The sequence below is a fragment of the Arthrobacter sp. NPDC056886 genome, from assembly GCF_042788715.1.
Lineage (GTDB): Bacteria > Actinomycetota > Actinomycetes > Actinomycetales > Micrococcaceae > Arthrobacter.
Genome location: NZ_JBHUBT010000006.1, coordinates 204,234 through 227,989, shown reverse-complemented (window position 1 = coordinate 227,989; position 23,756 = coordinate 204,234). Strand labels below are relative to the sequence as shown.

At 64.6% G+C, this 23,756-nt stretch carries 26 protein-coding genes; 13 read left to right on the top strand and 13 right to left on the bottom strand.

Annotation, left to right across the window (positions count from 1 at the left end):
- Positions 1 to 16: 16 nt before the first annotated feature.
- The gene (locus ACFRJ8_RS12365; RefSeq protein WP_377986453.1) at positions 17 to 517 is read right to left on the bottom strand and encodes a VOC family protein; all 501 of its coding nucleotides are present in this window, start codon (positions 515 to 517) and stop codon (positions 17 to 19) included.
- 385 nt (positions 518 to 902) lie between these two features.
- Here ACFRJ8_RS12365 and ACFRJ8_RS12360 point away from each other — a divergent pair, with 385 nt between their 5' ends.
- The 3 genes from ACFRJ8_RS12360 (at position 903) to ACFRJ8_RS12350 (ending at position 3,977) form a co-directional block, all read left to right on the top strand.
- Positions 903 to 1,844 carry a DUF5996 family protein gene (locus tag ACFRJ8_RS12360; protein ID WP_377986452.1) on the top strand — a complete coding sequence of 314 codons (942 nt, stop codon included), beginning with the start codon at positions 903 to 905 and terminating at the stop codon, positions 1,842 to 1,844.
- A gap of 120 nt (positions 1,845 to 1,964) precedes the next feature.
- Entirely contained in the window at positions 1,965 to 2,312 is a 348-nt protein-coding gene (locus ACFRJ8_RS12355) for a UBP-type zinc finger domain-containing protein (RefSeq protein WP_377986451.1), read from the top strand.
- A gap of 210 nt (positions 2,313 to 2,522) precedes the next feature.
- Complete coding sequence (locus ACFRJ8_RS12350; RefSeq protein WP_377986450.1) at positions 2,523 to 3,977, top strand: MFS transporter; 1,455 nt, start codon at positions 2,523 to 2,525, stop codon at positions 3,975 to 3,977.
- A 170-nt stretch (positions 3,978 to 4,147) separates the two neighbouring features.
- Here ACFRJ8_RS12350 and ACFRJ8_RS12345 read toward each other — a convergent pair whose 3' ends face one another.
- Positions 4,148 to 4,570 (bottom strand): hypothetical protein, encoded by a 423-nt coding sequence (locus ACFRJ8_RS12345; protein ID WP_377986449.1) that lies wholly within the window; start codon positions 4,568 to 4,570, stop codon positions 4,148 to 4,150.
- Between the two features lie 131 nt (positions 4,571 to 4,701).
- Between ACFRJ8_RS12345 and ACFRJ8_RS12340 the strand changes: the two genes are divergently transcribed.
- The 4 genes from ACFRJ8_RS12340 to ACFRJ8_RS12325 all read left to right on the top strand — a co-directional run bounded on the left by ACFRJ8_RS12340 (position 4,702) and on the right by ACFRJ8_RS12325 (position 10,903).
- Positions 4,702 to 5,385, top strand: a complete 684-nt coding sequence (locus tag ACFRJ8_RS12340) for a response regulator transcription factor (RefSeq protein WP_377986448.1) — start codon at positions 4,702 to 4,704, stop codon at positions 5,383 to 5,385.
- Positions 5,382 to 6,785, top strand: coding sequence for an ATP-binding protein (locus ACFRJ8_RS12335; protein WP_377986447.1), 1,404 nt, complete (start codon positions 5,382 to 5,384; stop codon positions 6,783 to 6,785). Before ACFRJ8_RS12340 ends, ACFRJ8_RS12335 begins: the two co-directional genes overlap by 4 nt.
- A 616-nt stretch (positions 6,786 to 7,401) precedes the next feature.
- Positions 7,402 to 9,492, top strand: coding sequence for a chloride channel protein (locus tag ACFRJ8_RS12330; RefSeq protein ID WP_377986446.1), 2,091 nt, complete (start codon positions 7,402 to 7,404; stop codon positions 9,490 to 9,492).
- 31 nt (positions 9,493 to 9,523) lie between these two features.
- Positions 9,524 to 10,903 (top strand): glutamate decarboxylase, encoded by a 1,380-nt coding sequence (locus tag ACFRJ8_RS12325; protein WP_377986445.1) that lies wholly within the window; start codon positions 9,524 to 9,526, stop codon positions 10,901 to 10,903.
- Between the two features lie 18 nt (positions 10,904 to 10,921).
- On the opposite strand, the gene ACFRJ8_RS12320 is transcribed toward ACFRJ8_RS12325, so the two are convergent.
- Complete coding sequence (locus ACFRJ8_RS12320; RefSeq protein ID WP_377986444.1) at positions 10,922 to 11,359, bottom strand: RNA polymerase sigma factor; 438 nt, start codon at positions 11,357 to 11,359, stop codon at positions 10,922 to 10,924.
- 728 nt (positions 11,360 to 12,087) lie between these two features.
- On the opposite strand from ACFRJ8_RS12320, the gene ACFRJ8_RS12315 reads away from it, so the two are divergent.
- Positions 12,088 to 13,527 carry an MFS transporter gene (locus tag ACFRJ8_RS12315; RefSeq protein WP_377986443.1) on the top strand — a complete coding sequence of 480 codons (1,440 nt, stop codon included), beginning with the start codon at positions 12,088 to 12,090 and terminating at the stop codon, positions 13,525 to 13,527.
- Between the two features lie 45 nt (positions 13,528 to 13,572).
- On the opposite strand, the gene ACFRJ8_RS12310 is transcribed toward ACFRJ8_RS12315, so the two are convergent.
- Both ACFRJ8_RS12310 and ACFRJ8_RS12305 read right to left on the bottom strand, forming a co-directional pair.
- Positions 13,573 to 14,484: an alpha/beta fold hydrolase gene (locus ACFRJ8_RS12310; RefSeq protein ID WP_377986442.1), complete on the bottom strand. Its 912-nt coding sequence runs from the start codon at positions 14,482 to 14,484 to the stop codon at positions 13,573 to 13,575.
- 97 nt (positions 14,485 to 14,581) lie between these two features.
- Positions 14,582 to 15,250: an alpha/beta fold hydrolase gene (locus ACFRJ8_RS12305; RefSeq protein WP_377986441.1), complete on the bottom strand. Its 669-nt coding sequence runs from the start codon at positions 15,248 to 15,250 to the stop codon at positions 14,582 to 14,584.
- Between the two features lie 471 nt (positions 15,251 to 15,721).
- Here ACFRJ8_RS12305 and ACFRJ8_RS12300 point away from each other — a divergent pair, with 471 nt between their 5' ends.
- Positions 15,722 to 15,874: an LPXTG cell wall anchor domain-containing protein gene (locus ACFRJ8_RS12300; RefSeq protein WP_377986440.1), complete on the top strand. Its 153-nt coding sequence runs from the start codon at positions 15,722 to 15,724 to the stop codon at positions 15,872 to 15,874.
- A gap of 455 nt (positions 15,875 to 16,329) precedes the next feature.
- On the opposite strand, the gene ACFRJ8_RS12295 is transcribed toward ACFRJ8_RS12300, so the two are convergent.
- The 3 genes from ACFRJ8_RS12295 to ACFRJ8_RS12285 all read right to left on the bottom strand — a co-directional run bounded on the left by ACFRJ8_RS12295 (position 16,330) and on the right by ACFRJ8_RS12285 (position 18,241).
- Positions 16,330 to 16,800 (bottom strand): group II truncated hemoglobin, encoded by a 471-nt coding sequence (locus ACFRJ8_RS12295; protein WP_377986439.1) that lies wholly within the window; start codon positions 16,798 to 16,800, stop codon positions 16,330 to 16,332.
- Between the two features lie 87 nt (positions 16,801 to 16,887).
- The gene (locus ACFRJ8_RS12290; RefSeq protein ID WP_377986438.1) at positions 16,888 to 17,499 is read right to left on the bottom strand and encodes a glyoxalase; all 612 of its coding nucleotides are present in this window, start codon (positions 17,497 to 17,499) and stop codon (positions 16,888 to 16,890) included.
- A gap of 106 nt (positions 17,500 to 17,605) precedes the next feature.
- On the bottom strand, positions 17,606 to 18,241 hold the full coding sequence (locus ACFRJ8_RS12285; RefSeq protein WP_377986437.1) for a LysE family translocator: 636 nt from the start codon (positions 18,239 to 18,241) through the stop codon (positions 17,606 to 17,608).
- 30 nt (positions 18,242 to 18,271) lie between these two features.
- On the opposite strand from ACFRJ8_RS12285, the gene ACFRJ8_RS12280 reads away from it, so the two are divergent.
- Positions 18,272 to 18,607 (top strand): hypothetical protein, encoded by a 336-nt coding sequence (locus ACFRJ8_RS12280; protein WP_377986436.1) that lies wholly within the window; start codon positions 18,272 to 18,274, stop codon positions 18,605 to 18,607.
- Here the strand turns inward: ACFRJ8_RS12280 and ppk2 are convergent.
- The 5 genes from ppk2 to ACFRJ8_RS12255 form a co-directional block, all read right to left on the bottom strand.
- Entirely contained in the window at positions 18,545 to 19,480 is a 936-nt protein-coding gene (ppk2, locus tag ACFRJ8_RS12275) for a polyphosphate kinase 2 (protein WP_377986435.1), read from the bottom strand. The two genes, ACFRJ8_RS12280 and ppk2, sit on opposite strands and share 63 nt — an antisense overlap.
- 127 nt (positions 19,481 to 19,607) lie before the next feature.
- Positions 19,608 to 20,195, bottom strand: coding sequence for a ferritin (locus ACFRJ8_RS12270; RefSeq protein ID WP_377986434.1), 588 nt, complete (start codon positions 20,193 to 20,195; stop codon positions 19,608 to 19,610).
- A 236-nt stretch (positions 20,196 to 20,431) separates the two neighbouring features.
- The gene (locus ACFRJ8_RS12265; protein ID WP_377986433.1) at positions 20,432 to 20,608 is read right to left on the bottom strand and encodes a hypothetical protein; all 177 of its coding nucleotides are present in this window, start codon (positions 20,606 to 20,608) and stop codon (positions 20,432 to 20,434) included.
- Positions 20,609 to 20,631: 23 nt separating this feature from the next.
- Complete coding sequence (locus ACFRJ8_RS12260) at positions 20,632 to 20,892, bottom strand: hypothetical protein (protein WP_377986432.1); 261 nt, start codon at positions 20,890 to 20,892, stop codon at positions 20,632 to 20,634.
- Between the two features lie 75 nt (positions 20,893 to 20,967).
- The gene (locus ACFRJ8_RS12255) at positions 20,968 to 21,330 is read right to left on the bottom strand and encodes an ArsR/SmtB family transcription factor (protein WP_377986431.1); all 363 of its coding nucleotides are present in this window, start codon (positions 21,328 to 21,330) and stop codon (positions 20,968 to 20,970) included.
- Positions 21,331 to 21,677: 347 nt separating this feature from the next.
- Between ACFRJ8_RS12255 and ACFRJ8_RS12250 the strand changes: the two genes are divergently transcribed.
- From ACFRJ8_RS12250 to ACFRJ8_RS12240, 3 genes are all read left to right on the top strand, one after another.
- On the top strand, positions 21,678 to 22,139 hold the full coding sequence (locus ACFRJ8_RS12250; RefSeq protein ID WP_377986430.1) for a YegP family protein: 462 nt from the start codon (positions 21,678 to 21,680) through the stop codon (positions 22,137 to 22,139).
- Positions 22,140 to 22,227: 88 nt separating this feature from the next.
- Positions 22,228 to 22,905, top strand: a complete 678-nt coding sequence (locus ACFRJ8_RS12245) for a PAS and ANTAR domain-containing protein (RefSeq protein WP_377986429.1) — start codon at positions 22,228 to 22,230, stop codon at positions 22,903 to 22,905.
- Between the two features lie 135 nt (positions 22,906 to 23,040).
- Positions 23,041 to 23,658: a TetR/AcrR family transcriptional regulator gene (locus tag ACFRJ8_RS12240; RefSeq protein ID WP_377986428.1), complete on the top strand. Its 618-nt coding sequence runs from the start codon at positions 23,041 to 23,043 to the stop codon at positions 23,656 to 23,658.
- The last annotated feature ends 98 nt before the right edge of the window (positions 23,659 to 23,756 follow it).

The window sequence follows — 23,756 nt, the reverse complement described above, 5'->3', positions numbered from 1 at the left end:
TTCAGCGTTTGATGCTTTAGCGGCCCGGCAGCCGGGTTTTGATTTCCTGGAGGACCCAGCCGTTGCCGTCCGGGTCACTGAAGGACGCGAAGGAGCCGTAGTCCCGGTGTTCGGGGGCCGGACCGTCCAGGCGTGCCTCCGTCCCGGCGTGATGGAAGACGCCCGTGGTGTCGTGGAATGTCTCGCTGATCTCGACCCCGCGCGAGATGAGGTCGGCCCGGGCTGCGTCGATGTCGTAGACAGCCAGGTGCAGGCCCTGGGCCGAGCCCGGCGGCGCCGAGGTGACGCCCTCGCCGAAAATGATCGAGCAGCCGGAACCGGGAGGCGTCAGCTGCATCAGACGGTAGCCGTCCTCGACGGCGGCTTCGGCGTCCAGCCGCCATCCCAGCGACTCGTAGAAGCGCTTGGCCCGGTCGACGTCGGAGACTGGCAGGACGATGACCTCCAGCCTGAACTCGCCGGGCTTCACCGGCGGGCTGGCGATAGCGCTGTGGCTGTTCGTATCGACACTATTCATCTCGGCCTCCCCTGAGTCGGGCGCGCCAGAACAGGGCGACACCAGACTAGTGGACCCGGGAACGCTGCCGAACGCCGGTCGAAATGCTGACGCTGCGGGCCGCGCTGCAGGTCTGCAGCAAGCTTTTCCTGGTCGCCCCCCGGCCGGTCTTCGGACCGGGGACGCTGCCCTCGGAACCCCACATTTGTCCGCTCCAGAGCGAAAGTCAAGGGTAAATTGGCGTCCACTCCAGGCACCCTTGCTGGCTTCCCGGCCTCGGCGTAGGCTCGCCCGCAGGAATGGCGGAGCCGTGGCGCCGGCAACTGGGCGCGCTTCCACGGATGGAACCAACGGACACGGCCGAACGGAAACCGTTGAGGCGGCATAGGGCACGGAAGGACCTGCGATGGGCTCGGCTGAAGTTCCTGGCGCTGGCAATGGGTGGCCCCAACTCCGGGTCGATGACTGGATCCAAACCCGGGACACTGTGCACATGTGGACGCAGATTGTCGGCAAGATCCGCATGGCGCTCACCCCGATGCTGAACCACTGGTGGCACGTGACGCTGTACGTGACGCCGCGCGGACTGTCGACGTCGAAAATCCCCTACGGGGGCGGGGCATTCGACATCGAATTCGATTTCTGTGACCATCAGTTGCACGTCCGCGCTAGCGACGGAACTACCCGGAGCGTCGTCCTCGAACCCAAGTCCGTGGCCGCGTTCCATGCGGAGGTGTTTGAAACCCTCGCCAGGCTCGGCATCCAGGCACCCATCCGTGCGGTTCCCAACGAGGTGGAACCGGCCATACCCTTCGCCGACGACCATCAGCACGCCTCCTACGACCCAAGGGCCATCCGGACCTTCTGGCAGCAGCTACTCCAGGCGGACCGGGTCCTGAACGAGTTTCGCTCCCACTTCAGGGGCAAAGCCAGTCCCGTCCACCTTTTCTGGGGGTCTATGGATCTGGCCTACGCGCGCTTCTCCGGACGGGCGGCGCCAACCCACCCCGGCGGGGTCCCGAACTGCGCCGACTGGGTGATGGTGGAGGGCTACTCCCACGAGCTGAGCAGTTGCGGGTTCTGGCCCGGAGTGGGGGAGGAGGGGGCCTTCTATGCCTACACCTACCCGGAGCCGCCAGGCTACGCCCAGTATGTGAGCGAAGCCGACGGAGTCGTATATCGCCAAAGCGACAGGCTCTACCTCCTTCCATATGAAAATGTCCGCTCTGCGCCGGACCCGGACAGCAAGCTGCTGCGGTTCCTTCATTCCACCTACGAGGCGGCCGCAGAGACAGGACGCTGGGACCGAGCGGGCCTTGAGGTGGACCGGGACGGTTGGCGGCGGTGACCCCGGCAGTCGACCCATTTCAAGGGTGGCCGTCGCGGGAGCCGATTCCTTCGCTGGAATTGTCTCCGAGAGTAGCGTTGTGGGTGAGTCAAGGGGCACTCGGTCCGAGGAGGAAGCCACATGAACGCCATAGCTGGAATCGAAGCTTCAGTTCCACCGAGCGGGACCGGCTGCGTTGAGTGCCTGGCCGGCGGCGGGTGGTGGCTGCATCTTCGTCGGTGCGCCCAGTGCGGTCACATCGGGTGCTGCGACACCTCGCCGGCTCAACACGCCACGGCCCATGCTCGAGCCACGGGCCACCCGGTCATCCGCAGCTTCGAACCCGGTGAAAACTGGTTCTTCGATTACCCAAGCTCCTCTTTTATCGACGGACCCGACCTTGAACCGCCGGCCCACCACCCCCTTGATCAGACCGTCCCGGGACCGGCCTCGCGCGTCCCCAAAGACTGGCAGCGGCAGCTGCACTGACCACGGGCCACGGAAGAACCGCTCACCGCGCCGGGATGGGTAGTGGACTTCCTAGGACTGGGTCCCCGGCTTCATCCGGAAGCTGACGGACGTCCAAAGTTCGTGGAACCATCACCCTGCCCGGCGCGGGCTGTGTGGCGGCCCGCCAGTCGCCGTCGTCTGCGTACTTCGTTGCGTGAGCGTGTCCCGGATAGCGTCCGGCAACCGCGGGTGCGGGTGTTAACTGGGAGGGTGAGTTCACTACCGTCGGCGCGTACGCAGAGGCTTGTGCTTTGGATCGCGATTCTCGCGTCCTTCGTGTCGTTTCTCGACAGCAGCGTCATCAACGTGGCACTGCCGGCTATTTCCCGCGACCTGGGCGGCGGACTGACGACGCAGCAGTGGGTTGTCGATGCCTACCTGATCACCCTGGGTTCCCTGATCCTGGTCGCCGGTTCGCTGTCCGATTTGCTCGGACGCGTTGTGGTTCTCCGGGCCGGGCTGATCGGGTTCGGCGCGACGTCAGTGATGTGTGCGCTGGCACCCACGGCGGAAGTGCTGGTCTTGGCCAGGGCGCTTCAGGGCGTCGCGGGCGCCTTGCTGGTGCCCAGTTCCTTGGCCCTCATCACGTCAAACTTTGACGAGGCGCCCCGGGCGAAGGCGATAGGCCAGTGGACAGCTGGTACCACCGTGGCTTTCATCGCGGGCCCCCTGCTCGGCGGAGTGCTGGTCGATTCGGTGGGCTGGCGGTGGGTCTTCGGGATCAACGTCCTGCCCATCGCTGTGACCTTATACCTGTTGGGCGTGTTGCGGGCCAAAGATGTTCGCAAGGCGGGCGTGAGCATCGACTACCCGGGCGCCGTGCTCTGTGTGCTCGGGTTGGCCGGGCCGGTCTACGCACTGATCGAACAAGCCAATTACGGCTGGGGGAGCCCGCTCATCATGATGCCCTTCGTCCTCGGCATCCTGTGCCTCGCCGGTTTCATTTGGCGGGAAAAGACCGCACGGCAGCCGCTCCTGCCGCTGAGCCTCTTCTCCGTCCGAAACTTTGCCGTCGGCAATGTAGCCACTGCGTTCGTTTACGCCGCGCTGTCGATCGGGGGATTCATCATCGTGCTTTTCCTGCAGCAGGTTGCCGGCTATCCGGCGACATTGGCCGCTCTTGCCTTGCTCCCCGTCAGCATCGTCAACATCTTCCTCGCGTCATGGTTTGGCTCGCTGGCCGGGCGGTTCGGCCCCCGCTGGTTCATGGCATGCGGACCTGCCCTGGCCGGAGTCGGCTACCTCCTGATGCTTGAGTCGGAAATTCCGGTCAACTATTGGACCCAACTGATGCCGGGGATCCTCCTGTTCGCGGTCGGGCTCTCGGCGACTGTCGCACCGCTCACCGCGGCCATTCTCGGGTCCGTTTCGGAACAGCAGGCGGGCATCGGCTCGGCAGTGAATAACGCCGTCAGCAGGGTTGCCGGTCTGATCGGCATCGCGCTGGTGGGCCTGGTGGTGGGCGGCAAACTGGAGCTCGAAGGATTTCACCGCGTGGTGGCCGTTACGGCGGTGCTGCTCATCCTCGGTGGTGTTGTTTCCGCCGTCGGTATCCAGAACCCGATCAAGCGGCCGGCGGGCCGGACACAGAAAGCCCCATCGGGTATGGGGGCGAGGCTCCCTTCCCGTCGCCGCCGCGGGTAGCCTTGGATTGTGGGCCACCGGGCGTTCACGCCCGACGCGCGGACAAGCTAGCTGGCTCCTTCGGGGCCGGCATTTCCAGGGTTCGGTTCATGGGCCGCACCCAGGGTGAGGGGTCGAGGCCGCCGACAACCGACTGGCGGCAGTTCAGCCTCGGCAGTTGGCAGTGGTCCTTAGTCGTCGGTGCCTGAGTGCCTGTCGTCGCCCGGTTCGGGTTCGCCGTGGCCGCCGTGATCGTCGCCGGGTTCATTCGTGCGGGAGGGTGCACGGGCCGGTACCGGGACGGGAGCGGGGGAGACCGCGGTCCGGCCGCCGGTGGCGGGTCTGGATGCGGCCGGATTGTCGTTGCCCCGGTCGTCACTGGGGGAGGGGCTCGGAGATGATGCCGGTCTGCGATCCTCCACGGACGAAGTGGTCGGCGTCGACGCGGGGGAAGGGGACGTGGCGGTTGTGGAATTCTGGGGCAGAAGGACGGTGTTCGCGGGGGTCGTCCCGGCCGGTGGACTGTTGAGGGTCTGAATATTTACGGCCAGGGCCGCGGATCCGGTGAAAAGGACACCGGCTGCTGTGAGGGCGAGGGCCGTTTTTGTATTCATGTGTCAACCCTAGGTATTCAACGGACAGGACAGACCCTCAGGAAATCCAAGAACTGTCCAAGTTTGCGCCCGCGATCGGCCAAATTGTGTGGATTGCGACACGATTCGCGTGGGCTGGAACATAATCAGGTATGCAAATCCTGGTAGTGGAGGACGACGAATCAGTGGCCGCCGGCGTCCTCGAAGGGCTGAGCCGGGCCGGCTTCGGGGCAAGCCATGTCGGGACGGGCGGCCGTGCGTTGGAGGTGGTCCGTGAACTGTGTCCCGATTTTGTCCTCCTGGATCTGGGGCTGCCGGATATGGACGGAACCGATGTGTGCCGAGCCATTCGCGCCCTGACCGCCACCCCGATCATCGTTGTCAGTGCACGGGATGAAGAGATCGACCGGGTGCTGGCGTTGGAACTGGGCGCCGACGACTTTTTGGTCAAGCCCTTCGGGATGCGGGAACTCATCGCACGGATCCGGGCAGTGGCGCGCCGCTCCGAAGAGCGGCTCCCGAACGGCCGCTCCGAGGCGGACATCAGCAGGAACATCGGCGGCCTGAGCATTGACCAGCGGTCGCGTCGCGTGGCCCTCGACGGGGTGGAGGTCTATCTGACGGCTAAAGAATTCGAGCTTCTGTACTTCCTTGCAGCTGACCCGGGTGCCGTGTTCGAGCGTCGCGAGATCCTTCGCGCAGTGTGGGACGGTGACTGGTACGGCACCACGAAAACCGTGGATGCCCACATAGCCGGGATCCGCAAGAAACTCGGTGATCCACGCTGGATCGAGGCCGTCCGGGGCGTCGGGTTCAGGCTGGGAGTACCTGGATGAGATGGAGGCTGATCGGTGCGTTCATGTTCATCACCTTGCTCGTGGTCCTGGTGCAGGACATTCCGCTGGGGAACTACCTGGTCCGGGTAGAACGTGAGCGCCTCACCACCTCCCTCGAACGAGACGCGTTTCTGCTGGCCGGCAGGGCCGGCGACGCGTTGAGAGCAGGTGGCCCGCTACCCGAGGAAGTCGCCGCCGACGTGCGTCGATACGGGGAGGCGGGCGGCGCTCGTGTGGTGATAGTCGACGCCGGAGGGAAGGCCCTGGCGACTTCGGATGACGATCAGGCAGCCACCGGATCAACGTACGGTTCACGCCCGGAAATTGCCGCCGCGCTGGCCGGGCAGATCAACGCCGGCCAGCGGTATTCCCAGACGTTGGGCCTCGATCTGCTCTACGTCGCAGTCCCTGTCCTCAGCGGGGAGAAGATTTCCGGCGTCGTCCGGCTGACGTACCCTGCCTCGGTGGTGACCGAGCAGGTAAACGGCCAGCTGAGGACCATCTGGACCGTCGCCGGTACAACGGTTTTGCTCGCCGGCATCCTGGCGTACTTCATGGCGGGCGCGGTAACCAGAAGACTCCAGAGGCTACGGACCGCCACAGAGCTGCTCGCCGATGGCAAGCTGGACACGCGTACCGATGAAGGGGGCGCACCCGAACTCAAGGCCCTCGCGGGTTCCTTCAACCGCATGGCGGACCGGTTGAAAGATCTGCTCGAGCAACAACGGGGATTTGCCTCCGATGCCTCCCATCAACTCCGCACCCCACTGACTGGGCTAAGGCTGAGGCTCGAGAACGCCGTCGACACGATCCCCACCGACCCGGAAGCGGGCCGGAGCATGGTGGCCGCTTCCCTTGACGAGACGTACCGTTTGCAGCGCATCATCGACGGGCTTCTGTTGCTCAGCAGGGCCGAAGGCAGGGCAACCGTGCTGGGCACGACGGATCTCGTCAACGAAGTGATGGCCCGCAAGGACCAGTGGGAGGCTCTCGCGGAGGAGACAGGTGTGCGCCTGAGCGTGGACGGCCTGCCTACGGCGGACATCGCGGCCCTGCCCGGGGCTGCAGAGCAGATCATCGACAATTTGATCGACAACGCGCTTGCCGTCGCTCCGCCGGGCTCCCAGATCCAGCTCCTGGTCTCCCACGGTGAACAACCAGGCATCATAGAACTGCACATCCTGGATGAGGGGCCTGGACTCTCCTTGGAAGATTGCCACCGGGCCTTTAGCCGCTTCTGGCGGGGCACGCAGGGCGGGGAGGGCAGCGGCCTGGGCCTGTCCATCGTGCACCAGCTGGCCCGGGCCAGCGGCGCCGAGGCCTCACTGACGCCCAGAACCTCCGGAACTGCCACGGGAGCGACCGGTCTGGACGCCTGCGTGAAGTTCAGAGCAGCCTAAGACCGGCAGGGGGCGAGATCGTTGGGGCCATTGACCCTCCCTGTTCCAAGAAGCGGCGGCGCCGCCGGCTAGCGGTGGCCTGTGCCGTGGTCCGTGGGCGTGATGTGGCTCCGAGTGGTCGGGGCCCATACCGTCGGGGAGCGCCCCGAGGCCGGCTCCGCACTTGGACGCGGAGCCGGCCCGTCAGGAAGTCGGCAAGAGGCGTGTGCCGGAGGCCCGCGTTCGCAAGGCGGGCCGCATCCCAGCCCTAAACTAAACGATGATAAGCAAGCTTGCAATAGCAATCACCTGACGCCACCGCCAGCCGACCTCGACTAGGCAATGCCTGCGTTTCCCCCCGATTGGCGTCCACGATGTGTTCTTTTGATGCTCTTTCACCCGCATTGGGTGAAGACCGCCCTGACTGGAAGCGTTAGCTTGGAGAACACGTGATCAACCAGCCTCTATCGCTTGTGAGACCTCACTAGAGACTCCCGCCGTCAATCGGACGGCCAGCGGAAGGAGAAGGGATGCTCAACTGTTGCCGCGGGTGCACCGGACCTGTTCTCTCGGCGCCTCCGTTTGCTGACGGCCGTCTTTCCATCGGGGTCGCCACAGACGCGCCGGGTTGCCGGGAATGAGCGAGCCTGCCGCGGGGCCGCCCCGGTTCGATCCGGCGGTGGTTATTCGTTCCAAGCCGTACATCGCTGCGCTCGTGCTGGCAGCGGTCTTGGGCGTTCCCATCTCGGCCATTGCTTATGGCTTTCTCGCTTTGGTCGCGGTGGTTCAGCGGTACATCTTCGACGGGCTGCCGAATCAAGTCCTCGGGGGTCCTGCTCCTGCCTGGTGGCCGGTTCCGTGGTTGGTGCTGTGTGGGTTGTTGACGGCGCTGACCATCCGGTATTTACCGGGAACCGGGGGCCACTCACCCGCTTTCGGATTCAAGACGGGCGGCGCTCCGCCCAGCGGTCGGGAGCTCGTGGGCATCGTTCTCGCGGCGCTGACCACTCTCAGCCTGGGTGCGGTGCTCGGGCCCGAGGGGCCGCTGATCGCGATCGGTGGCGGCCTCGGGGCGTTGGCGGTGCACCTGGTGAAGAAGGACGCCCCGCCGATGGCCCTGACGATCATGGCGTCAGCCGGCAGCTTCGCAGCGATCAGCACCCTGCTCGGATCTCCGGTGCTCGGGGCATTCCTGATCATGGAGGCCGCTGGGATCGGGGGAATGACGCTGAGCCTGATGGCCCTGCCCGGACTGCTCGCTTCCGGTGTCGGGGCGCTTGTGTTCGTGGGCTTGGACGGCTGGACCGGGTTGGGCAGCTTCTCGCTGGCGCTGCCCGTGGTGCCGCCTGCGGTGCCGCCGACGTTGGCGACGTTGGGCTGGGCGGTGGCCATGGGCGCCGTCGGCGCGCTCTTGGGATGGTTGATCCGCTGGGTCGCGTTGTCGCTTCGTCCAGTCGTGCATCTGAACCGTGTATTGGTGACGGCCGCGCTCGGGTTGCTGATCGGTCTTACCGCGATGACGTACCAGTTGATCTCTGGGCAAAGCTTCACGCAGGTGTTGTTCTCGGGGCAGGACGCACTTCCGGAGCTGGTCGAACGCGCCGCGGACTACTCGCTTCCTGTGCTGGTCCTGCTGATCGCTTGTAAGACCTTGGCCTACGGGCTCTCGCTGAGCGCATTCCGTGGTGGTCCGGTGTTCCCGTCGATGTTCATCGGTGCGGCGCTCGGTATTGCTGCCAGTGGGTTGCCCGGAATGAATCTCGCGGCAGGGATCGGCATGGGCATGGGAGCCATGTGCGCAGCTATGCTCCGGCTGCCGTTAACGTCTACCCTGCTGGCCACGCTGCTGCTGGGGGTGGACGGTGTGGCTGTAACGCCCCAGGTGGTGGTGGCTGTGGCGGTGGCCTTCGTGATCACCAATGTGCTCCCGGCCCCTGGCCCGGACCCGGGCCCAGGGGCCGGGGCCTCGGCGGCACCTGACGATCCCGGCAGCGCCCAGCATCGGGCTCCCTCGGGGTCCGAGCATGTAACTGAGAGCAAGAGCGCGGGCCGTTCGAGCGTTCGCGGCAGGTGGACCGCCTGGTTGTTCATCATTGGCTCGAGTCTGTTCGCCCTGGGGGCGGTGCCGCTGTACGCCGAGGCCGTGGGATTGCGCTTGTGCGCAGTCACATTCTTCGTCGGTTCGCTGTTCTTCACCTGTGCGGCGTTCCTGCAGTACCGCGACGCCGTCGAGGGGCTCCCGGCCGTGGGTACCGCGCGGCGCCATTCGTTCTGGGTGTGGGCGCCGCGGAATCTCCTCTGGCTGGCCGGCGCGATTCAACTTGCCGGAACGCTGTGGTTCAACTGGAGTACGGGAAACGCGGTGCGGGAAAATCTCAGTGCGGCGCTGACCGATCAGCGGGTGTGGCGACCCGACGCTCTGGGTTCAGTCGCTTTCCTCGTTTCAAGCTGGGTGGCGTTGCGGGAGGCCAGTCGTGGCGCCATTGCCGGCCGGCCCAGGCCTCGGACGTGGACAATCGGTGTGATCAACGTGGCCGGTTCTGTTGCGTTCGGCATCTCGGCCGTCGCGGCCTTTGTCATACCCTCGAGCGGCGATGTCTGGAACGCCGAGCTGTCGAATCTCGGCACCCTCGTGGGAGCCCTGTGCTTCCTCGCCGGCGCGATTCTGATGCTGAGTCCAGAGTCCACCGACGCCTCGGTTCCTTTGGTCAGGGGAACTCATCCGTAACCGCTTTTCAACAATCCTTGAAGGAGAAGTGATGTCAATCAATTCCCAGCGGACGGATGCCGACGCGGCGCTGTTCGGCAACCGATTTGTCACCCAGGAGGTGCCGAGCCGGGAGTTCCCGGAGACCGGCATTCCTGCTCAGGACGCTTTGCGGCTGGTGTCGGAGGATCTGGCGCTGGAGGGTGATCCGGCCCGGAACCTGGCGACCTTCGTGACGACGTGGATGGAGCCTCAGGCCCAGCAGATCATCGCCGCGAACCTACACCGAAATTTCATCGACCATGCCGAATATCCCCGCACGGCCGAGATCGAGCAGCGCTGCATTCGGATGCTGGCCGACCTCTTCCACGCGCCCGGGGAGACGACGGGAGCCCGGACCCAGGGATCGTCCGAGGCAATCATGCTCGGCGGTCTGTCCCTGAAGTGGAACTGGCGCAAGCGTCGCGAGGCCGCCGGCGCGTCGACGTCGAGCCCGAACCTGGTGTTCGGCGGCGACGTGCATGTCGTGTGGGAGAAGTTCTGCCGCTACTTCGACGTCGAGCCGCGGATCGTGCCACTGCAGCCGGGGAAGTACACGATCGGCCCGGACGACGTGCAGGCCCATGTCGATGAGAACACCATCGGTGTCGCAGCCGTGCTGGGTACGACGTTCACCGGGCACAAAGACGACATCGTCGGCATCAACGACCTGCTACTACGGATCAAGCGTGAGCGGGGCCTTGATGTGCCGATCCACGTGGACGGGGCCAGCGGGGGGTTCGTCTGGCCCTTCCTGTACCCGGACTCCGAGTGGGACTTCCGGCTCGAGCAAGTCCGCTCGATCAATGTCTCCGGGCACAAGTTCGGACTGGTCTATCCCGGCATCGGCTGGCTGATCTTCCGGGAGAAAGCCGACCTGGCCAAGGACCTCGTCTTCGAGGAGAACTACCTCGGCAAGACCGACTCGACCTTCACCCTGAACTTCTCCACCGGCTCGGCGATGGTTCTCGCCCAGTATTACAACTTCGTGCGCTATGGCCGGGCCGGTTACACCTACATCATGCAGAACATGCAGGCCAACGCCCGCGTCCTCGCCGAGAAGCTGGAGGCCATGGGCCGGTTCGAGATCATCGGCCCGGACGAGGAGCAACTACCGCTGGTCGCGTTCCGGCTCGCCGCCGACACCGGGTACGACGAGTTTGACATTGCCTGGCAACTCTCGGCCGAGCGCGGCTGGATGGTGCCGGCATACACCCTGCCGCCCAACGCCCAAGACGTGACGATCATGCGGGCCCTGGTCAAGGAAACGATGAGCCGCGAGCACGTCGACACGCTCGCCCGAGACATCGAAGAGGCGTGCTCCACGCTGGCGAAGAAGGGCGGCGCGCACGAATCCGAACGAAGGAAGATCGTCACCGGACCCGGCCATTGACCCGGGGGGCATGGGAAATCACGGACGGTGAGCGGTGAATGTGAGGGTGCCAACGCCGTGTCCCACGGGTTCGTCGTGATATCCGCCGAACACTATATCGACGGCCAGTCCCGCCTCGTTAAGCATGGCGCGGAGTTGGTCCGGGTTGCTCTCCTCGTAGCGCTCGAGCTGCAGCGCACCGAAAAGGCTTGCGGACCGAATCGCGGACCGGCCATGATTGCGGAGCACGTTTTTGGCTATCCCGAAAAGAACCATGACCGAAAGGGCGCACTCCTCTCCGGTCTTCTCCCAGGCAATCCGGAAAACTTCCGCACACAGGTCTTCGGCGGTGGCGGCGTTGTCTGTTCGACGGCGGAAGTAGCGGTAGATGCGGTCATGCCCAGCCGCGTGCGCGGCCAAAAACCGCTTCTCACGCTCCAAATCCCCACGTTCCTTCCGGACTGTTTGCAAGCTCATACCCCGTTAATGTCCGGCAACTCCGAAAGTGTAACCGCGCGGCCCAAAATAGCCCGACTGCCTGCTGGCGGGATGACGGGCCGGCTGTGGGCCGGTGCTGTGCCTGATGGCTAAAGGAGTATGAATCCGGAGCCTGGGTCATTGCGTCTGGGACGCCGCCGCGTGCGCATCAAGATCTGCGAGGCTGAGCGGATGCGCGGGGGAGTCCGGGAAGGGAAACGTGGCGGTCACCGCCAGAGACGGGCCAACGTGCACCAATTCGCCCGCAGCCATGGGCCGCCAACCCGGGTTGTGATCCATCGGTTCGGTAGCGAAGAGGACGTGCGGGGAACGGGCAAGATCCCTGCTGCGGGCGTGGATTCGGATGCTCCGGGCGTCCAGAGGGGCCGCCGGAGCCAGAGCAGCGGCGGGGTCCCGTTCAAGAATGTGCAACTCGTGGGTTGCCGGATACCTGAGCGACCAGAGGTCCGTGGCAGGGTCACGATGAGGTTCAGGCTAAAGACGGGTAACGCCCAGCTCCTTAGAAATCGCCCGGCAGTGGCGGCAGCACGACCTGCCGGGGTTCAGGCTACTCGGGGTGGGCCTCTGCCGCCAACCCACTTCCGAATTTTCAACCCGATGGTGAGAGCGGTCGGGACTAATTCGGTGAATGGTGCCGTTATGCAGTCGGGGCTGGAACCGGTTCTGCGCGCAACGCCCGCCTTGGGCGCCGATGGGAATGAGGTCACGTGACAGCTACGCCTGCCGAGGGAGTCGGCTTCCGGTCCAAACGCGGCCCTGTCCTGATCGCGCTGATGCTTTCGACCGGCCTGGTGGCGATTGATGCGACGGTTGTCGCGACTGCGGTGCCTTCGATCGTGCATGACATTGGCGGGTTCACCTCGTTCCCGTGGCTTTTCTCCGCCTACCTGTTGGCCCAGGCTGTGTCGGTACCTGTCTACGCGAAGCTCTCGGACGTCATTGGCCGCAAGCCAATCATGCTTCTCGGAATAGCCTTGTTCCTGCTCGGCTCGGTTCTGTGCGGAGTTGCCTGGAGCATGCCGGTGCTCATCGCCTTCCGAGTGGTGCAGGGACTGGGCGCGGGAGCGGTCCAGCCGATGGCCATCACCATCGCCGGCGATATCTACACGCTGGCAGAACGGGCAAAGGTGCAGGGCTACCTTGCGAGCGTGTGGGCGGTCTCCTCAGTGGTTGGTCCGACGCTCGGGGGAGTGTTTGCCTCACTCGGCATCTGGCGTGGCATCTTTCTCGTGAACATTCCGCTGTGCCTGGTGGCAGGTTGGATGCTTATCCGGTCGTTCCACGAGGAAATTGAGCGCGTGAAGCATCGCGTCGACTATCTGGGGGCCGGGCTGCTCACGGTCTCGCTCACCCTGCTCATCCTCGGGGCCCTCGAGGGTGGCCAGGCCTGGGCCTGGAACTCCGCCATCAGCAGCGCAGTCTTCGCAGGCGGTGGGATCTTGTTTGCCGCGTTCGTCTTCGTCGAGCGGCGGGCGGCGGAGCCGGTCCTGCCGCCGTGGGTGGTGTCCCGGCGGCTGTTGGCGACGACGGCGATGGTCGCCTTCGGCGTCGGAGCGGTCATGCTTGGTCTGACTTCCTACGTCCCCACGTTCCTCGAAGGTGCCCTGTCGACTTCCCCGATCCTGGCCGGTCTCGCCCTGGCGGCGTTGACCATCGGCTGGCCGATTAGTGCGTCTCAATCGGGCCGGCTCTATCTGCGGATCGGGTTCCGGAACACCGCGTTAATCGGCGTCACGGTCACCGTCATCGGCACCGCAGTCCTTGCCCTCACCGCCTCGGCCCCCAACATTGCGGTGGTCGCGGGCAGTTGCTTCATAGTCGGACTCGGACTCGGGCTAGTCGCGACCCCGACCCTCATAGCCGCCCAGACGAGCGTCGAATGGAACGAGCGCGGCGTGGTCACCGGCACCAACCTTTTCGCTCGATCGATCGGCAGCTCCATCGGCGTCGCCGTATTCGGGGCGATAGCGAACGCCGTCTATGCCAGCTCCCCGCACGGCGGAACGGACCCCAAAACCATTGTGTCGGCCTCCGCCGCCGTGTTCCTGGCCGTCATGATCTGCGCCGTACTCACGGTCTTCGCCGTCGTCGCGATGCCCGCCACCAAGCCGGTCAAACAGGCCTACGCCGCCGGCGCGCGAAGGTAGTCGCAAAGTTCGACGCCACTAGTGAGGGCCGAAGTGAGAAGCGCGTCAGATCATGCCAGCAATATTTTCGACTGCTTCTGACAATGCCGCCATGGATGAAGGGCCACCGTGCCCCTCGTCCTCGATGACCACAAGGTGGCTTGATGGCCATCGCCGGTGCAGCTGCCACGCGGTGACAGCAGGGCCACTGATGTCTCGCCGGCCGTGGATAAGGTAACCGGGGATGCCGTTGAGCTCGTGAATCCGGGGAATGATTTCCTGCCCGTTGGTCAGGAACCCGTCGTTGGCCCAGTAGTGCGCAACCAGAAGGGCGAACGTCATACGCTCTCTCTCATCGTCGAACAGCGCGCCGGGCTCCCAGTTGGGGTCCAGAGAAATATGCGTGGATTCCCAGCGGTCCCAGGATAAGGCGGCTCGTCTGGCGTCGTTGCGGTCTTCCCCGGCCAGCCGCCGAGCGTACGCCTCGACCACTCGCTCGCCCGGTTTTGTGTTGGCTGCCTCGAAGAACTCGTTCCACGCTTCGGGGAAGATTCGTCCGACGTCTTCAGTGATCCATTGGACCTCGTCGAGGCTCGTTGTTGTCACGGCTACGAGAGCGATGCCGAGGACCCGAGCAGGGTATTTGAGGGCATATGCGAGCGCGAGCGTGCTGCCCCAGGAAACACCGGTGACAATCCACCGTTGGATACCGAGGTGCTCGCGCACCGCCTCAATGTCTTCGATCAAGGCTTGCGTGGTGTTCTCGGACAGGTGGTCGAGGTCCTCTTGGACCGTCGGAGTGCTCTTGCCGCACCCTCGTTGGTCCAGCCCGATAGTCCTAAAGCGCGTGTGGTCGTGCCTTTTGCGGTAACCGCCATTACCAAGGGAACCGCCGGGGCCGCCATGGAGGTATAGGACCGGAATGCCAGAGGGTTCGCCGGTCGATTCCCAGTAGATCCTGGCTTGGGGCACGTTCACCCAGCCGCTTGTTATCTCCGTTTGCTCGCCCGTCACCCTGCCCACAGTATTGGAAGTACCCAGAATAATTGCACGCGGAGGAAGCTATTTCCTGCGTTCAACGGCGCAGCAGGTAATTGGCCACACCGGCGGGGTTTGCCAGGGCGAGGAGGTGGCCGCCGGGCACGACGTCGGGCTCCACACCGAGGCGGTCGCGGGCAACCCGCCGTTGGAAATCCAGTGGAAAGAACCGGTCTGCCTCGCCGGTCAGCACGCGAGTCGGGATCCCGGGCCAGTCCGTGAAGTTGCATACCGAGTCGAAGACCGTGTTTGCTTCCGGGCGTTGATGCGGTTCCCCTTCGGCCGCGACGTCCGGTGAAACGTCGTGCAGGAAGTACGTGTCTGTGTCGAACTCGGTACTGTACCCGCGGGCCTTCGCCGCGCTTTGCTGCGCGGCAGCCCAGCCTGTGTTGTCCCACCATGCCCCCGGGGTTTCGCCCGGCGCGGGGATCATCGCATTCACCAGGACAAGCTCCCGGACGGTAGCTCGCTGGCAAACGAGCGGGGCAGTGAAGCCGCCCAGCGACTGCGCAACGAGCACCACGCCGTCGCGCCCGCCGATGGCTTCGAGAACCAGCCGCGCATACTCAGGCAGCCCGGCGCCTTCATCGTCGCCGGGCAGATCGACCGCCACGGCTTCGTGGCCAGCCCCCTGAAGCAAAGGAACGATACGGCTCCAGTACCAGGCTGCGCCGCCCGCTCCCGGGATCAGTACGAACGTGCTCACCGCAGTGCCGGCCAAACGCCGACACGGGGACCCCAGTCCCGGTCCGGCAGTCGGGGGCTGTTGGACCGATCTAGATTCAACGTGGATCTCATCTCCCCATTTTCATTCCCGCAACCGCTAACAGCCATAGGAGCGGAAATTATCTCCTACCGAGTGCGTTGGGGGGAACGCTCTGACCGGACGGAAGTCCTAACTTTTGGATCGCTTTTCCTTGGCCCTGTCGCGATAATGCACCACTCCAACCAGGGCCGCACAGAGGATGGTTACAACGATGACTATTCCTGTGATCAGGAGAAGAACATCTTCGGGAATCCCGCTCGTGTTTATCGATGCCATTGGGTTCATAGAGCTAGTGCAATTCGTTCAAGAGCTACTCCGCGAGTCACTCACAAGCCGATCGATATGCAAACAGGCGCGCCGCCAGAAGCCCGACGGCGCTCGTCGTGGCCCGACGTGGCATAAGCTTCCGGTATGGGACTAATAATCACACTACTTATCATTTGGCTTATTCTGTCGATCCTCGGCTTCGCTGTGAAGGGCCTTCTCTGGTTGGCCATCATCGGCCTGGTGCTGCTGGTGGCTACGGCTGCCTGGGGCTGGATGAAGCGCAAAGCCAAGGCCTGACGCCCGACTGATCTCTCTTCGGCGGCGGCCGGTCCCACATGGGACCGGCCGCCGCTTTCGTGCCGGGACGCTTCCCGGGTTGCCCACCCCAGATCCGTGCCGCGGTTTTCACTCGGAGTACGTCGAAGTAGTGTGCAGACATGGAAGACGGCCGGACCAGCGTGGGGAACCGATTCGCTTGCTGCGTCGTCTTAGCGGTCTTGTCGATTGCGCCACTTGCGGCCTGTGGAGAACAAACCCGACCGCCGCAGCCAGCTGCGGCGCCACCGGCACGCCAGCTTTCGCCCCGGCTGGGGATAACGACTATCACTCCGAACTTCGCGGAACTTCCCCTGGATGACACCACCCAACCGGCTGAGACTGTGCCGTGGCATCTGGGCCAGCGGTCAGGTGCCGGTTGCGTGTCTCAATGAGCGTCCGGAGATAGCGGGCCAGGACCATCGGCTTGTCTGAGATCAGCCGTCGTCTGAACCCGGCCCTCCCGCGGGACCGTCCCAGGACCAGTGTTGGAAGGGCAGGCCATCTGGAACGTCATCTGCGGAGCGGTGGTATCGGGACATGGTGGTGGTGGTCGCCCACGCGAAGTAGTCGTGCAGCACCTTGCGGAGACGGTGGTCGTCGGTTACTCCGACGTCGGTCAGTGCCTGATCGAAGCAGACGATCGCCCTACGATCCATGTCCTCGTGCGGCCCGTTGCCGCTATGCATCCGCACCACCGATGTCTCGTCGCCATGGGAGTCTGAATACGTCGTGGGGCCACCTAAGGCCTCCGCCCAGTAGGCGGCGAGCCGCCGCGTGTGCTCGGGATGGAAACCATGGCTGAACGCATGCCCGACCACTGGGTCCGCCGTCGCCCTGGTATGCCAGGCTTCCGCCAGCGCCAGGAAAAAGCGATCACCGCCAGCAGCTTCGTGTACCGTCTGCATTCTGCAACGATGGCACGCCACACCCCTTCACGAAAGGGGACCGGCACAACGACGGCCGCGGTGGCTAAACGACCGCCGCGGACCGACTCACGCAGATGCGGCCTCCCACACGAACCCGTCCGGGTCGGTGAACGGGCCGGCGTCGCTGCCGACCGTGAGCCGGTGCGAGCCGGTGCCGTCGGGGGAGACGCCGGCGTCTTTGGCGAGGGCGCGACGCCCGTAGAGCCCCAGCTTGATAGGACTCGCCGGCATGGCGAACTCGACGTACTTGCCGAAGCTCTTACCTACGGTGAGGCCGTGGTCCACGTAGAACCGTTTGCTCGCGGCCACGTCGGCGGCCGCCACCAACAGCACGATCTGGTCGATCTGCCTGGTGGCCGGACCGGTGTCCTTTCGAGCCGACGTCGCCACCTTCCAGATCGCGCCATCAGGAGCCTGTACGACGCCGCCGTAGCCCCACAGTGACTTTTGGACTGGCTTCAGTGTCGTGGCACCAGCCGCCAGGGCGCTGTCGACCAGGCTGCTGACGGTGGACGGCTGCGACACGATGAGCGACATCGTGAACCCGCGGAACCCGGCCGTCGGAGCATCCGAGGCTCTCACCTGCACCTGCGCGTCCAATCCGAAGGCGGCGGTGTAGAAGGCGGTGGCGGCCTCGGGGTCGGGTACTTCCAGGGTGACTGATTCGATGGAGGTCATGGCAGGTCCTTCGGTGAGGGGGGCAGGTCGTGTGTTGATGACTTTATGCTGTGGCCCCCCGAATCGCTTCTCAGATCCTGATCGATCCGTTGCGAGCCGTGGCGGGCTACGAACTGGTGCTGGATGCTAGAACACCCAGGCCGAGTGCAGCGATGATGCCGCTGCTGCCGCGCTCGAGCCAGCTGCTCACACGGGGGCGCTGTAGCCAGGCCATTGCCTTCGCTGCCGCGATGGACACGGCGGCCAGATAGAGGAAGCCGATGGCGCTTTCGATGACACCCAGCACCATGGCGGTGTCCAGCGTGTTGCCGCCGTGCGGAATGAATTGCGGCACGACGGCGAGGTAGAACAGGCCGACCTTGGGGTTGAGCAGTGTGGAGAGCGCGCCGGCGCCGAACCCTGCCCTTCGGGTCTGGCTCCGGCGCGGAGCGTGCCCAGCCGTTGCAGAGGGCGTTGTGCGGCGGGCCCGGATCAGCGACGAGATTCCCAAATACAGCAGGTACAACCCGCCTGCAATCTTCAGCCAGCGGAACACTTCGGCGGAGTCCTCCAGCACCGCGGCGAGTCCTACGCCCACCAGCGCGGCCCAGACCAGGGATGCCAGTGCCGAGCCGAATGCCGCGGCAAGCCCGGCCCCGGCATTCTGCAGCGATATCCGCAGCACCAGGAACGTATCCGGCCCCGGGGTGACGGAGAGCAGCAGGCACAGTCCGGCAAAAGCCAGCAGGGTAACGGCGGTCATGCGCACCATTGTCCGGGTGCTGGCTGTCCGGTGGCAATTGTGGCCAGGCTTCGGAGTGGGGAGTTCCGGACGAAGTGGGGCGACCACGATGTCCGCCGCCACGCCACCGGCGTCAAGCGGTTCCACCATCCGATCTTCGGCGACCCCGAATTTCTATTCGAGGGCACCGAGCTGATGGTCGACGCCGGGTGGACCTTGCGAGTAGTGGTGGGGCCTTCTGGAATTGGCCCGCCTCGGTCGATTACCCCTCAGTCTGGAGTCGTTTTCAAGGGTGATCGAAGATCTTTCTGGATGATCGATCCGCTAGTCGCCGGCGGCGTCGCGGCCGCGGCGCACGATCAGGCGGTCGGGGCCATGGACCACTGATGTGTCCTTGTCCTCGTAGTCGAACTGGTTGAGGAAGTAGCGCATGGCGTTGATCCGTCCGCGCTTCTTGTCGTTGAACTTGATGGTGATCCACGGCGCATGGTCGGTGTCGGTTCGCAGGAACGTCTCCTCCTTGGCTGCCGTGTACTCTTCCCACCGGTCCAGTGAAGCCAGGTCTATGGGTGAGAGCTTCCAGCGCCGCACCGGGTCTATCTGCCGGATCGCAAAGCGTGTCCGCTGCTCGTGGCGGGTTACCGAAAACCAGAACTTGGTCAGGTGGATCCCGGAGTCCACCAGCATCCTCTCGAAGAGCGGCGCCTGAATCATAAACGTGTCGAACTCCTGCTCTGTGCAAAAGCCCATGACCCGCTCCACGTTCGCTCGGTTGTACCAGGAGCGGTCGAACATCACGATCTCCCCGGCCGTGGGCAGATGCTGGATGTAGCGCTGGAAATACCACTGGCCGAGTTCTCGGTCGGAAGGTTTGCTCAATGCCACAGCCCGGGCCGACCGGGGATTCAGGTGTTCAGTGAAGCGCTTGATCGTACCGCCCTTGCCGGCCGCGTCCCGGCCCTCGAAAACGATCACGTGCCGGAGATCATGGTCCTGGCCCCAGTACTGGAACTTCAGCAGCTCAACCTGCAGCCGGTATTTCTCCAGCTCGTAATCCTCACGGGACATCCGCTCCTCGTACGGGTAGTCTTCCCGCCACGTCTGCACGGCCGAGCCCCCGGGGTGGATCAGTTCCGGATCCTCGCCTTGCCCCCCGCGCACCGTGTACCCCATCTCTACGAGATGGTCGATGGCCTCCCTCAGGTTTTCCCTGAGCCAGCCCTGATCCTCGGGTGTCCACGTCCTGTCCGCCTGCGCCATCCCCAGCCTCCTTCCGGCCCCGCTGAACCGTCGCCTGCCTTCTAGAGTGACAGCGTTCGATGCTCAACTGAGTTCATAGAATGCGACCAGCCTAAGCCGACAGGTGGAGCTCACGATAGGGACGGCTTCAGAGTGATCCGCCGGCGGCTTCCGGCGTTCCGGAGTCGCGGCCCCCTCCGGCCTCGCCGGTGTGATGCCCGCCGGATCCGCGGTGCCCGCCTACACCTCCTTGGTCGCCGACGCGTTCACGGGCGAGGAAGTTTTCGATGTCGAAGAGGTTGTCCGCGCGCCGGGCAATGTTCAGCAGGGTGGTCATCGAGGCGACCTCTTCGACCTGTTCCTTGAGGAACCACAGCATGAATTGCTCGCCCAAGGCGTCGTTCTCGGCCCTGGCCGCGGTGAAGATTGCCTTGATGTTCTCGGTAACCTCCAGTTCCTGGGCGAGGGCCAAGGCGAGGGGTTCCTCTACGTTCGCGAAATCGTTGCGGACCGGATCAATGCCGGGGATGGCTATTTTGAGTCCGCGGTCCAGGATGTAGCGGACCATCATCATGGCGTGGTTGCGCTCTTCCAACGACTGGCGGTAGAAGTGCTTGGCCAGCTGGGGAAGGTCCTGGCCGTCGAACCATGCGGCCACGGCGACGTATTGGTGGGAGGCGGCGAATTCGTTGCCAACTTGGCGGGTGAGCAGTTCGGTGAACTTGGCGGATTCCATCGGGATCTCCTTACGTGGGTTGGGGCGGGCAACTGCGGACAGGGCAGGCCGGGAACGGCCGGGGACGGCCGGAGCACGATTGGCAGGGCGCTTGGTTCGAGCTTCCCCAATGCGTGATGGCCGGTCAAGACCCTGCCGTTCCTGGCCGCGGCGGCTGGCGCATAAACAAGAAAGACGGCGCCCGCCACCTCTTTCGATAGGTGACGGGCGCCGTCGTCTGGAAGCAGATGCAAGCCTTAGCTGCGGTCTTGGATCCAGGCGAGAATCACGTTCCGGAGCGCTGCCTTCTTGGCCTCGAAATCGTCGTCGTCGACGAACCGTGCCACACGGGACACTCCACTGTCACCTTCCAGACGCCGGGCATCGTCCTGGAGGGTAGACCCCTGGTGGAACTTCGGATTCCGGTTTTCCATAGCTGCCGCCCTGTGAGACCTCTCTATGCGGATTCGAGAACGTTCTTCAGCTTTGTCAGTTGCGCGACCTCGGCCTGCATGGTGCGGACGATCACCGGACCCACGAGTTTCATGAGTCCCTTGGGCTGCAGATCCAGGGTGAACCGAACAGTCGTCCCGCCCGGCGCTTCACTGAGCCGGTAAGCACCGGCCGGGCGGGCAGGGCCGGCCACCACCTGGAATCCCAGATGCTTTCCGGGTTCCGCGGCCGTGATTTCGTAGTCTCCGACAATGGGCGGTGGCATTGCGGATAGTGCCGTCGCGGCGGGCGTCGACGGCGCCGCGGGGGAGCCGTCTGGCGGTCCACCGCGCGCTGGCACCTAGCGGATTGCCTCTTCCCGCTCTTCAGCCAGGGGACTCAGGGTCAATCGGGAGGTGTGGAGGAGAGTGCCGAGCAGAGACCGGGCTGCCGCGAGCAGGTCATTCACTTCGGGGCTGGCCAGTTCATAGAACAGCCGCCCTTCGCGTCGTGAGGGGACAATTAGGCGCTGGCGGCGGAGCAGGCTCAAATGCTGGGAGAGATTCGACGGCTCCAGACCGGTGTTGTCACGCAGTCTGCTCACGGCAACTGGCCCGTCTGCGAGCATCTCCAATAGTTGGACTCGCGCAGGGTGGCCCATGGACTTGAAAAGTTCGGCCTTTACATCGGTCAGGACCAGGCTTGCGGGAAGTTCATCCGGCATCGGGACCTCCCTCCTTCACATTCAAATATTCTGAGCCGCGCGTCTGGGCAGGACCTGCCGACAGGAAAACTAACACGCCCGAGACAGAAAAGTCTGTCTCGGAGCACCCGTGATTGGTCTGCCCGCACCTATATCGTAGCGCCGGACCGCTGGCGTGTCGCCGCGGCCGGGAGACAGGGTGTTACCTCTTGCGCAGGTCAGAGCCATAGTTCAGACTTTCATGAATTCATCAATTCGATCCGTGCCGGCCTCTATGAGCGGCTGGCATCGTTCGGGTGGGTTCAGGCTGTTCCCGGTGACAACGGAGTCACCGGGAGCAATCGGGTCCCGGCTTCCAGGAGGGTTCTATGACAGGCATGTTCGAACTGTTCACCGATTCCGACACTTCCTACCGATTTCGACTAACTGCCCCGGATGGGACCGTCATGGCCCTCTCGAGGCCCTTTCCTGACCTGCCATCGGCGGTGGCCGGGATCGCCGCAGTGCGGGAGTACGCCGGCATGGGGCTGGTGACCGAGATTGAGGCACCGCAAAGTGACGCCCTGCGCCAATCCGAGGCCAATGTCATTTGGGCGGAGCCCAGCGCGCACCGTCGAGCCCATGAGACGCACGCCAACGATCCGCGGGCACGGGCGACGCCGGCCCGTGACGGAGCGCCCAGATTCCCGGGACGGCCGCCGCGCGTCGGCATCCCATCCGCCGCGCGCTTCTTGGGCGGCCGGGCTGTTGTCCGGAATCAGCAGCTGATCTTACGGTGGCGGCAGGCCCTGGAAACACGGACCGCGCAGGTCGGGTTCAGCTCGTGCTGAGCGTCGTCGGGTCCCGTGTTGGCCGCGTGGGGCGCTCTGGGCCCGGGCGCTGGGCGCCTGCCGGCGGGCCGGGCAGGCAGGCATGGCCATGACGGGGTTGAAGGCGCTGCAGGCCTACTCCAGCGCACTGGTTGCCGAGGACTGCCTCGCTGGGACCTTTCGCTACGATGTGGTCTCGGGGGAGCTGCAGTGGTCCGAGCAGGTCTATCAGATTCACGGCTACCACCGGGGCGAGGTGGTGCCCACCGTGGGAGTGCTGATGTCGCACCTGCACCCTGACGACCGGAAGCGGTGCAGGGAAATTATTGAGGGTGTGTGCCGCGGCGGTGGATTTTTTGTCAACTACCACCGCCTCTTCGACGCACGCCGGCGGGAACGCCGCGTCCTGACTGCGGGGGAGGGGGTGCCGGACAGCGACGGGAACGTGCTGTTCATCGACGGCTTCATACTCGACCTCACCAGGACGATCCAGCTGGAGACGGACCGGTCCGCACGCGAGGCCATTGCCGGCGCCATCGGCACACGAGGCCTCATTGAACAGGCCAAGGGCATCGTGATGGGAATACTGCACATCGGTTCCGAGCCCGCCTTCGAACGGCTTTCCGCCTACAGCCAGCACCACAACATCAAGCTAGCCCACACGGCCTCGGCCCTCGTTCGGCTGGCCAACAACACCCACGAATCCGCCACCCTCCGCAGCTTCGTCCACGCACTGGACAGCCGTTTCTCGGCACGTCACGAGGGGGACCGCGTTCTTCATCCCTAGGCGGACAGGCGGACCAAAGGCGCCGGCCGGCACCGTGCCGACCGAATTGCTCGGGAGGCAACCCAGCGGACATTTATAGCACACTCCGAGGCAGACCGGTCTGTACGCCCCGGCCGGGTGTAAAATTTTTTCATCATGACTGTCGACGACGCCGCGGGCCCCACGCTGTTGCCTGCCACAGCAATGGCCGGACGCGATGAGCCTGTGGACCGCATTCTCGCCACGGCCTACGAACTTTTCTCCAGCCGCGGCATCCGTGGTGTTGGGGTCAATGAGCTGATCAACAGCTCGGGGGTATCCAAAGCGACCTTCTACCGGCACTTTCCGTCCAAAGACGCCCTGGTGCTGGCCTTTCTGGAACTCCGCGACCAAGTGTGGACCGTGGACCTCATCGTGGGCGAGGCCAGGAAACGGGGCACCACCGCCGAGGAACAGCTGCTCGCCGTATTTGACGTGTTTGGCGACTGGTTCCAGCGCGAAGATTTCGAGGCGTGCTCGTTCATCAACGTCCTGCTGGAGATGGGGGCCGGGCACCCGCTGGGGAAGGCGAGCATCGACTATCTCAGCCGCATCCGGGGCCACATCCAGGCCCTGGCCGAGGAAGCCGGGCTGGACCGCCCCGAGGAATTCGCGCGATCCTGGCACATCCTCATGAAGGGCTCCATCATCTCCGCCACCGAAGGGGACACGCTGGCCTCCAAGCGCGCCCAGCAGATGGCGCGATGGCTCATAGAACACCACCGGGGCCTATAGCCGCTGTGCTCGGAGTGCCCCGCACTTAAGCGCGGCCTCGGCCCGCTCCCGGATCCCTGACGCGGACAATCCGGATATTCCCCAAAAGACGCAAACAG

What these genes read in the sequence shown, in the direction of transcription:
- ppk2 (WP_377986435.1), bottom strand. Translation starts at nt 19,480, where the DNA reads ATGGCGCAGGCGGACAGGACGTGGACACCCGAGGATCAGGGCTGGCTC.
- ACFRJ8_RS12340 (WP_377986448.1), top strand. Translation starts at nt 4,702, where the DNA reads ATGCAAATCCTGGTAGTGGAGGACGACGAATCAGTGGCCGCCGGCGTC.
- ACFRJ8_RS12265 (WP_377986433.1), bottom strand. Translation starts at nt 20,608, where the DNA reads ATGGAAAACCGGAATCCGAAGTTCCACCAGGGGTCTACCCTCCAGGAC.
- ACFRJ8_RS12325 (WP_377986445.1), top strand. Translation starts at nt 9,524, where the DNA reads ATGTCAATCAATTCCCAGCGGACGGATGCCGACGCGGCGCTGTTCGGC.
- ACFRJ8_RS12320 (WP_377986444.1), bottom strand. Translation starts at nt 11,359, where the DNA reads ATGAGCTTGCAAACAGTCCGGAAGGAACGTGGGGATTTGGAGCGTGAG.
- ACFRJ8_RS12360 (WP_377986452.1), top strand. Translation starts at nt 903, where the DNA reads ATGGGCTCGGCTGAAGTTCCTGGCGCTGGCAATGGGTGGCCCCAACTC.
- ACFRJ8_RS12240 (WP_377986428.1), top strand. Translation starts at nt 23,041, where the DNA reads ATGACTGTCGACGACGCCGCGGGCCCCACGCTGTTGCCTGCCACAGCA.
- ACFRJ8_RS12245 (WP_377986429.1), top strand. Translation starts at nt 22,228, where the DNA reads ATGACGGGGTTGAAGGCGCTGCAGGCCTACTCCAGCGCACTGGTTGCC.
- ACFRJ8_RS12260 (WP_377986432.1), bottom strand. Translation starts at nt 20,892, where the DNA reads ATGCCACCGCCCATTGTCGGAGACTACGAAATCACGGCCGCGGAACCC.
- ACFRJ8_RS12345 (WP_377986449.1), bottom strand. Translation starts at nt 4,570, where the DNA reads ATGAATACAAAAACGGCCCTCGCCCTCACAGCAGCCGGTGTCCTTTTC.
- ACFRJ8_RS12255 (WP_377986431.1), bottom strand. Translation starts at nt 21,330, where the DNA reads ATGCCGGATGAACTTCCCGCAAGCCTGGTCCTGACCGATGTAAAGGCC.
- ACFRJ8_RS12355 (WP_377986451.1), top strand. Translation starts at nt 1,965, where the DNA reads ATGAACGCCATAGCTGGAATCGAAGCTTCAGTTCCACCGAGCGGGACC.
- ACFRJ8_RS12330 (WP_377986446.1), top strand. Translation starts at nt 7,402, where the DNA reads ATGAGCGAGCCTGCCGCGGGGCCGCCCCGGTTCGATCCGGCGGTGGTT.
- ACFRJ8_RS12250 (WP_377986430.1), top strand. Translation starts at nt 21,678, where the DNA reads ATGACAGGCATGTTCGAACTGTTCACCGATTCCGACACTTCCTACCGA.
- ACFRJ8_RS12365 (WP_377986453.1), bottom strand. Translation starts at nt 517, where the DNA reads ATGAATAGTGTCGATACGAACAGCCACAGCGCTATCGCCAGCCCGCCG.
- ACFRJ8_RS12285 (WP_377986437.1), bottom strand. Translation starts at nt 18,241, where the DNA reads ATGACCGCCGTTACCCTGCTGGCTTTTGCCGGACTGTGCCTGCTGCTC.
- ACFRJ8_RS12295 (WP_377986439.1), bottom strand. Translation starts at nt 16,800, where the DNA reads ATGCAGACGGTACACGAAGCTGCTGGCGGTGATCGCTTTTTCCTGGCG.
- ACFRJ8_RS12335 (WP_377986447.1), top strand. Translation starts at nt 5,382, where the DNA reads ATGAGATGGAGGCTGATCGGTGCGTTCATGTTCATCACCTTGCTCGTG.
- ACFRJ8_RS12270 (WP_377986434.1), bottom strand. Translation starts at nt 20,195, where the DNA reads ATGGAATCCGCCAAGTTCACCGAACTGCTCACCCGCCAAGTTGGCAAC.
- ACFRJ8_RS12300 (WP_377986440.1), top strand. Translation starts at nt 15,722, where the DNA reads ATGGGACTAATAATCACACTACTTATCATTTGGCTTATTCTGTCGATC.
- ACFRJ8_RS12290 (WP_377986438.1), bottom strand. Translation starts at nt 17,499, where the DNA reads ATGACCTCCATCGAATCAGTCACCCTGGAAGTACCCGACCCCGAGGCC.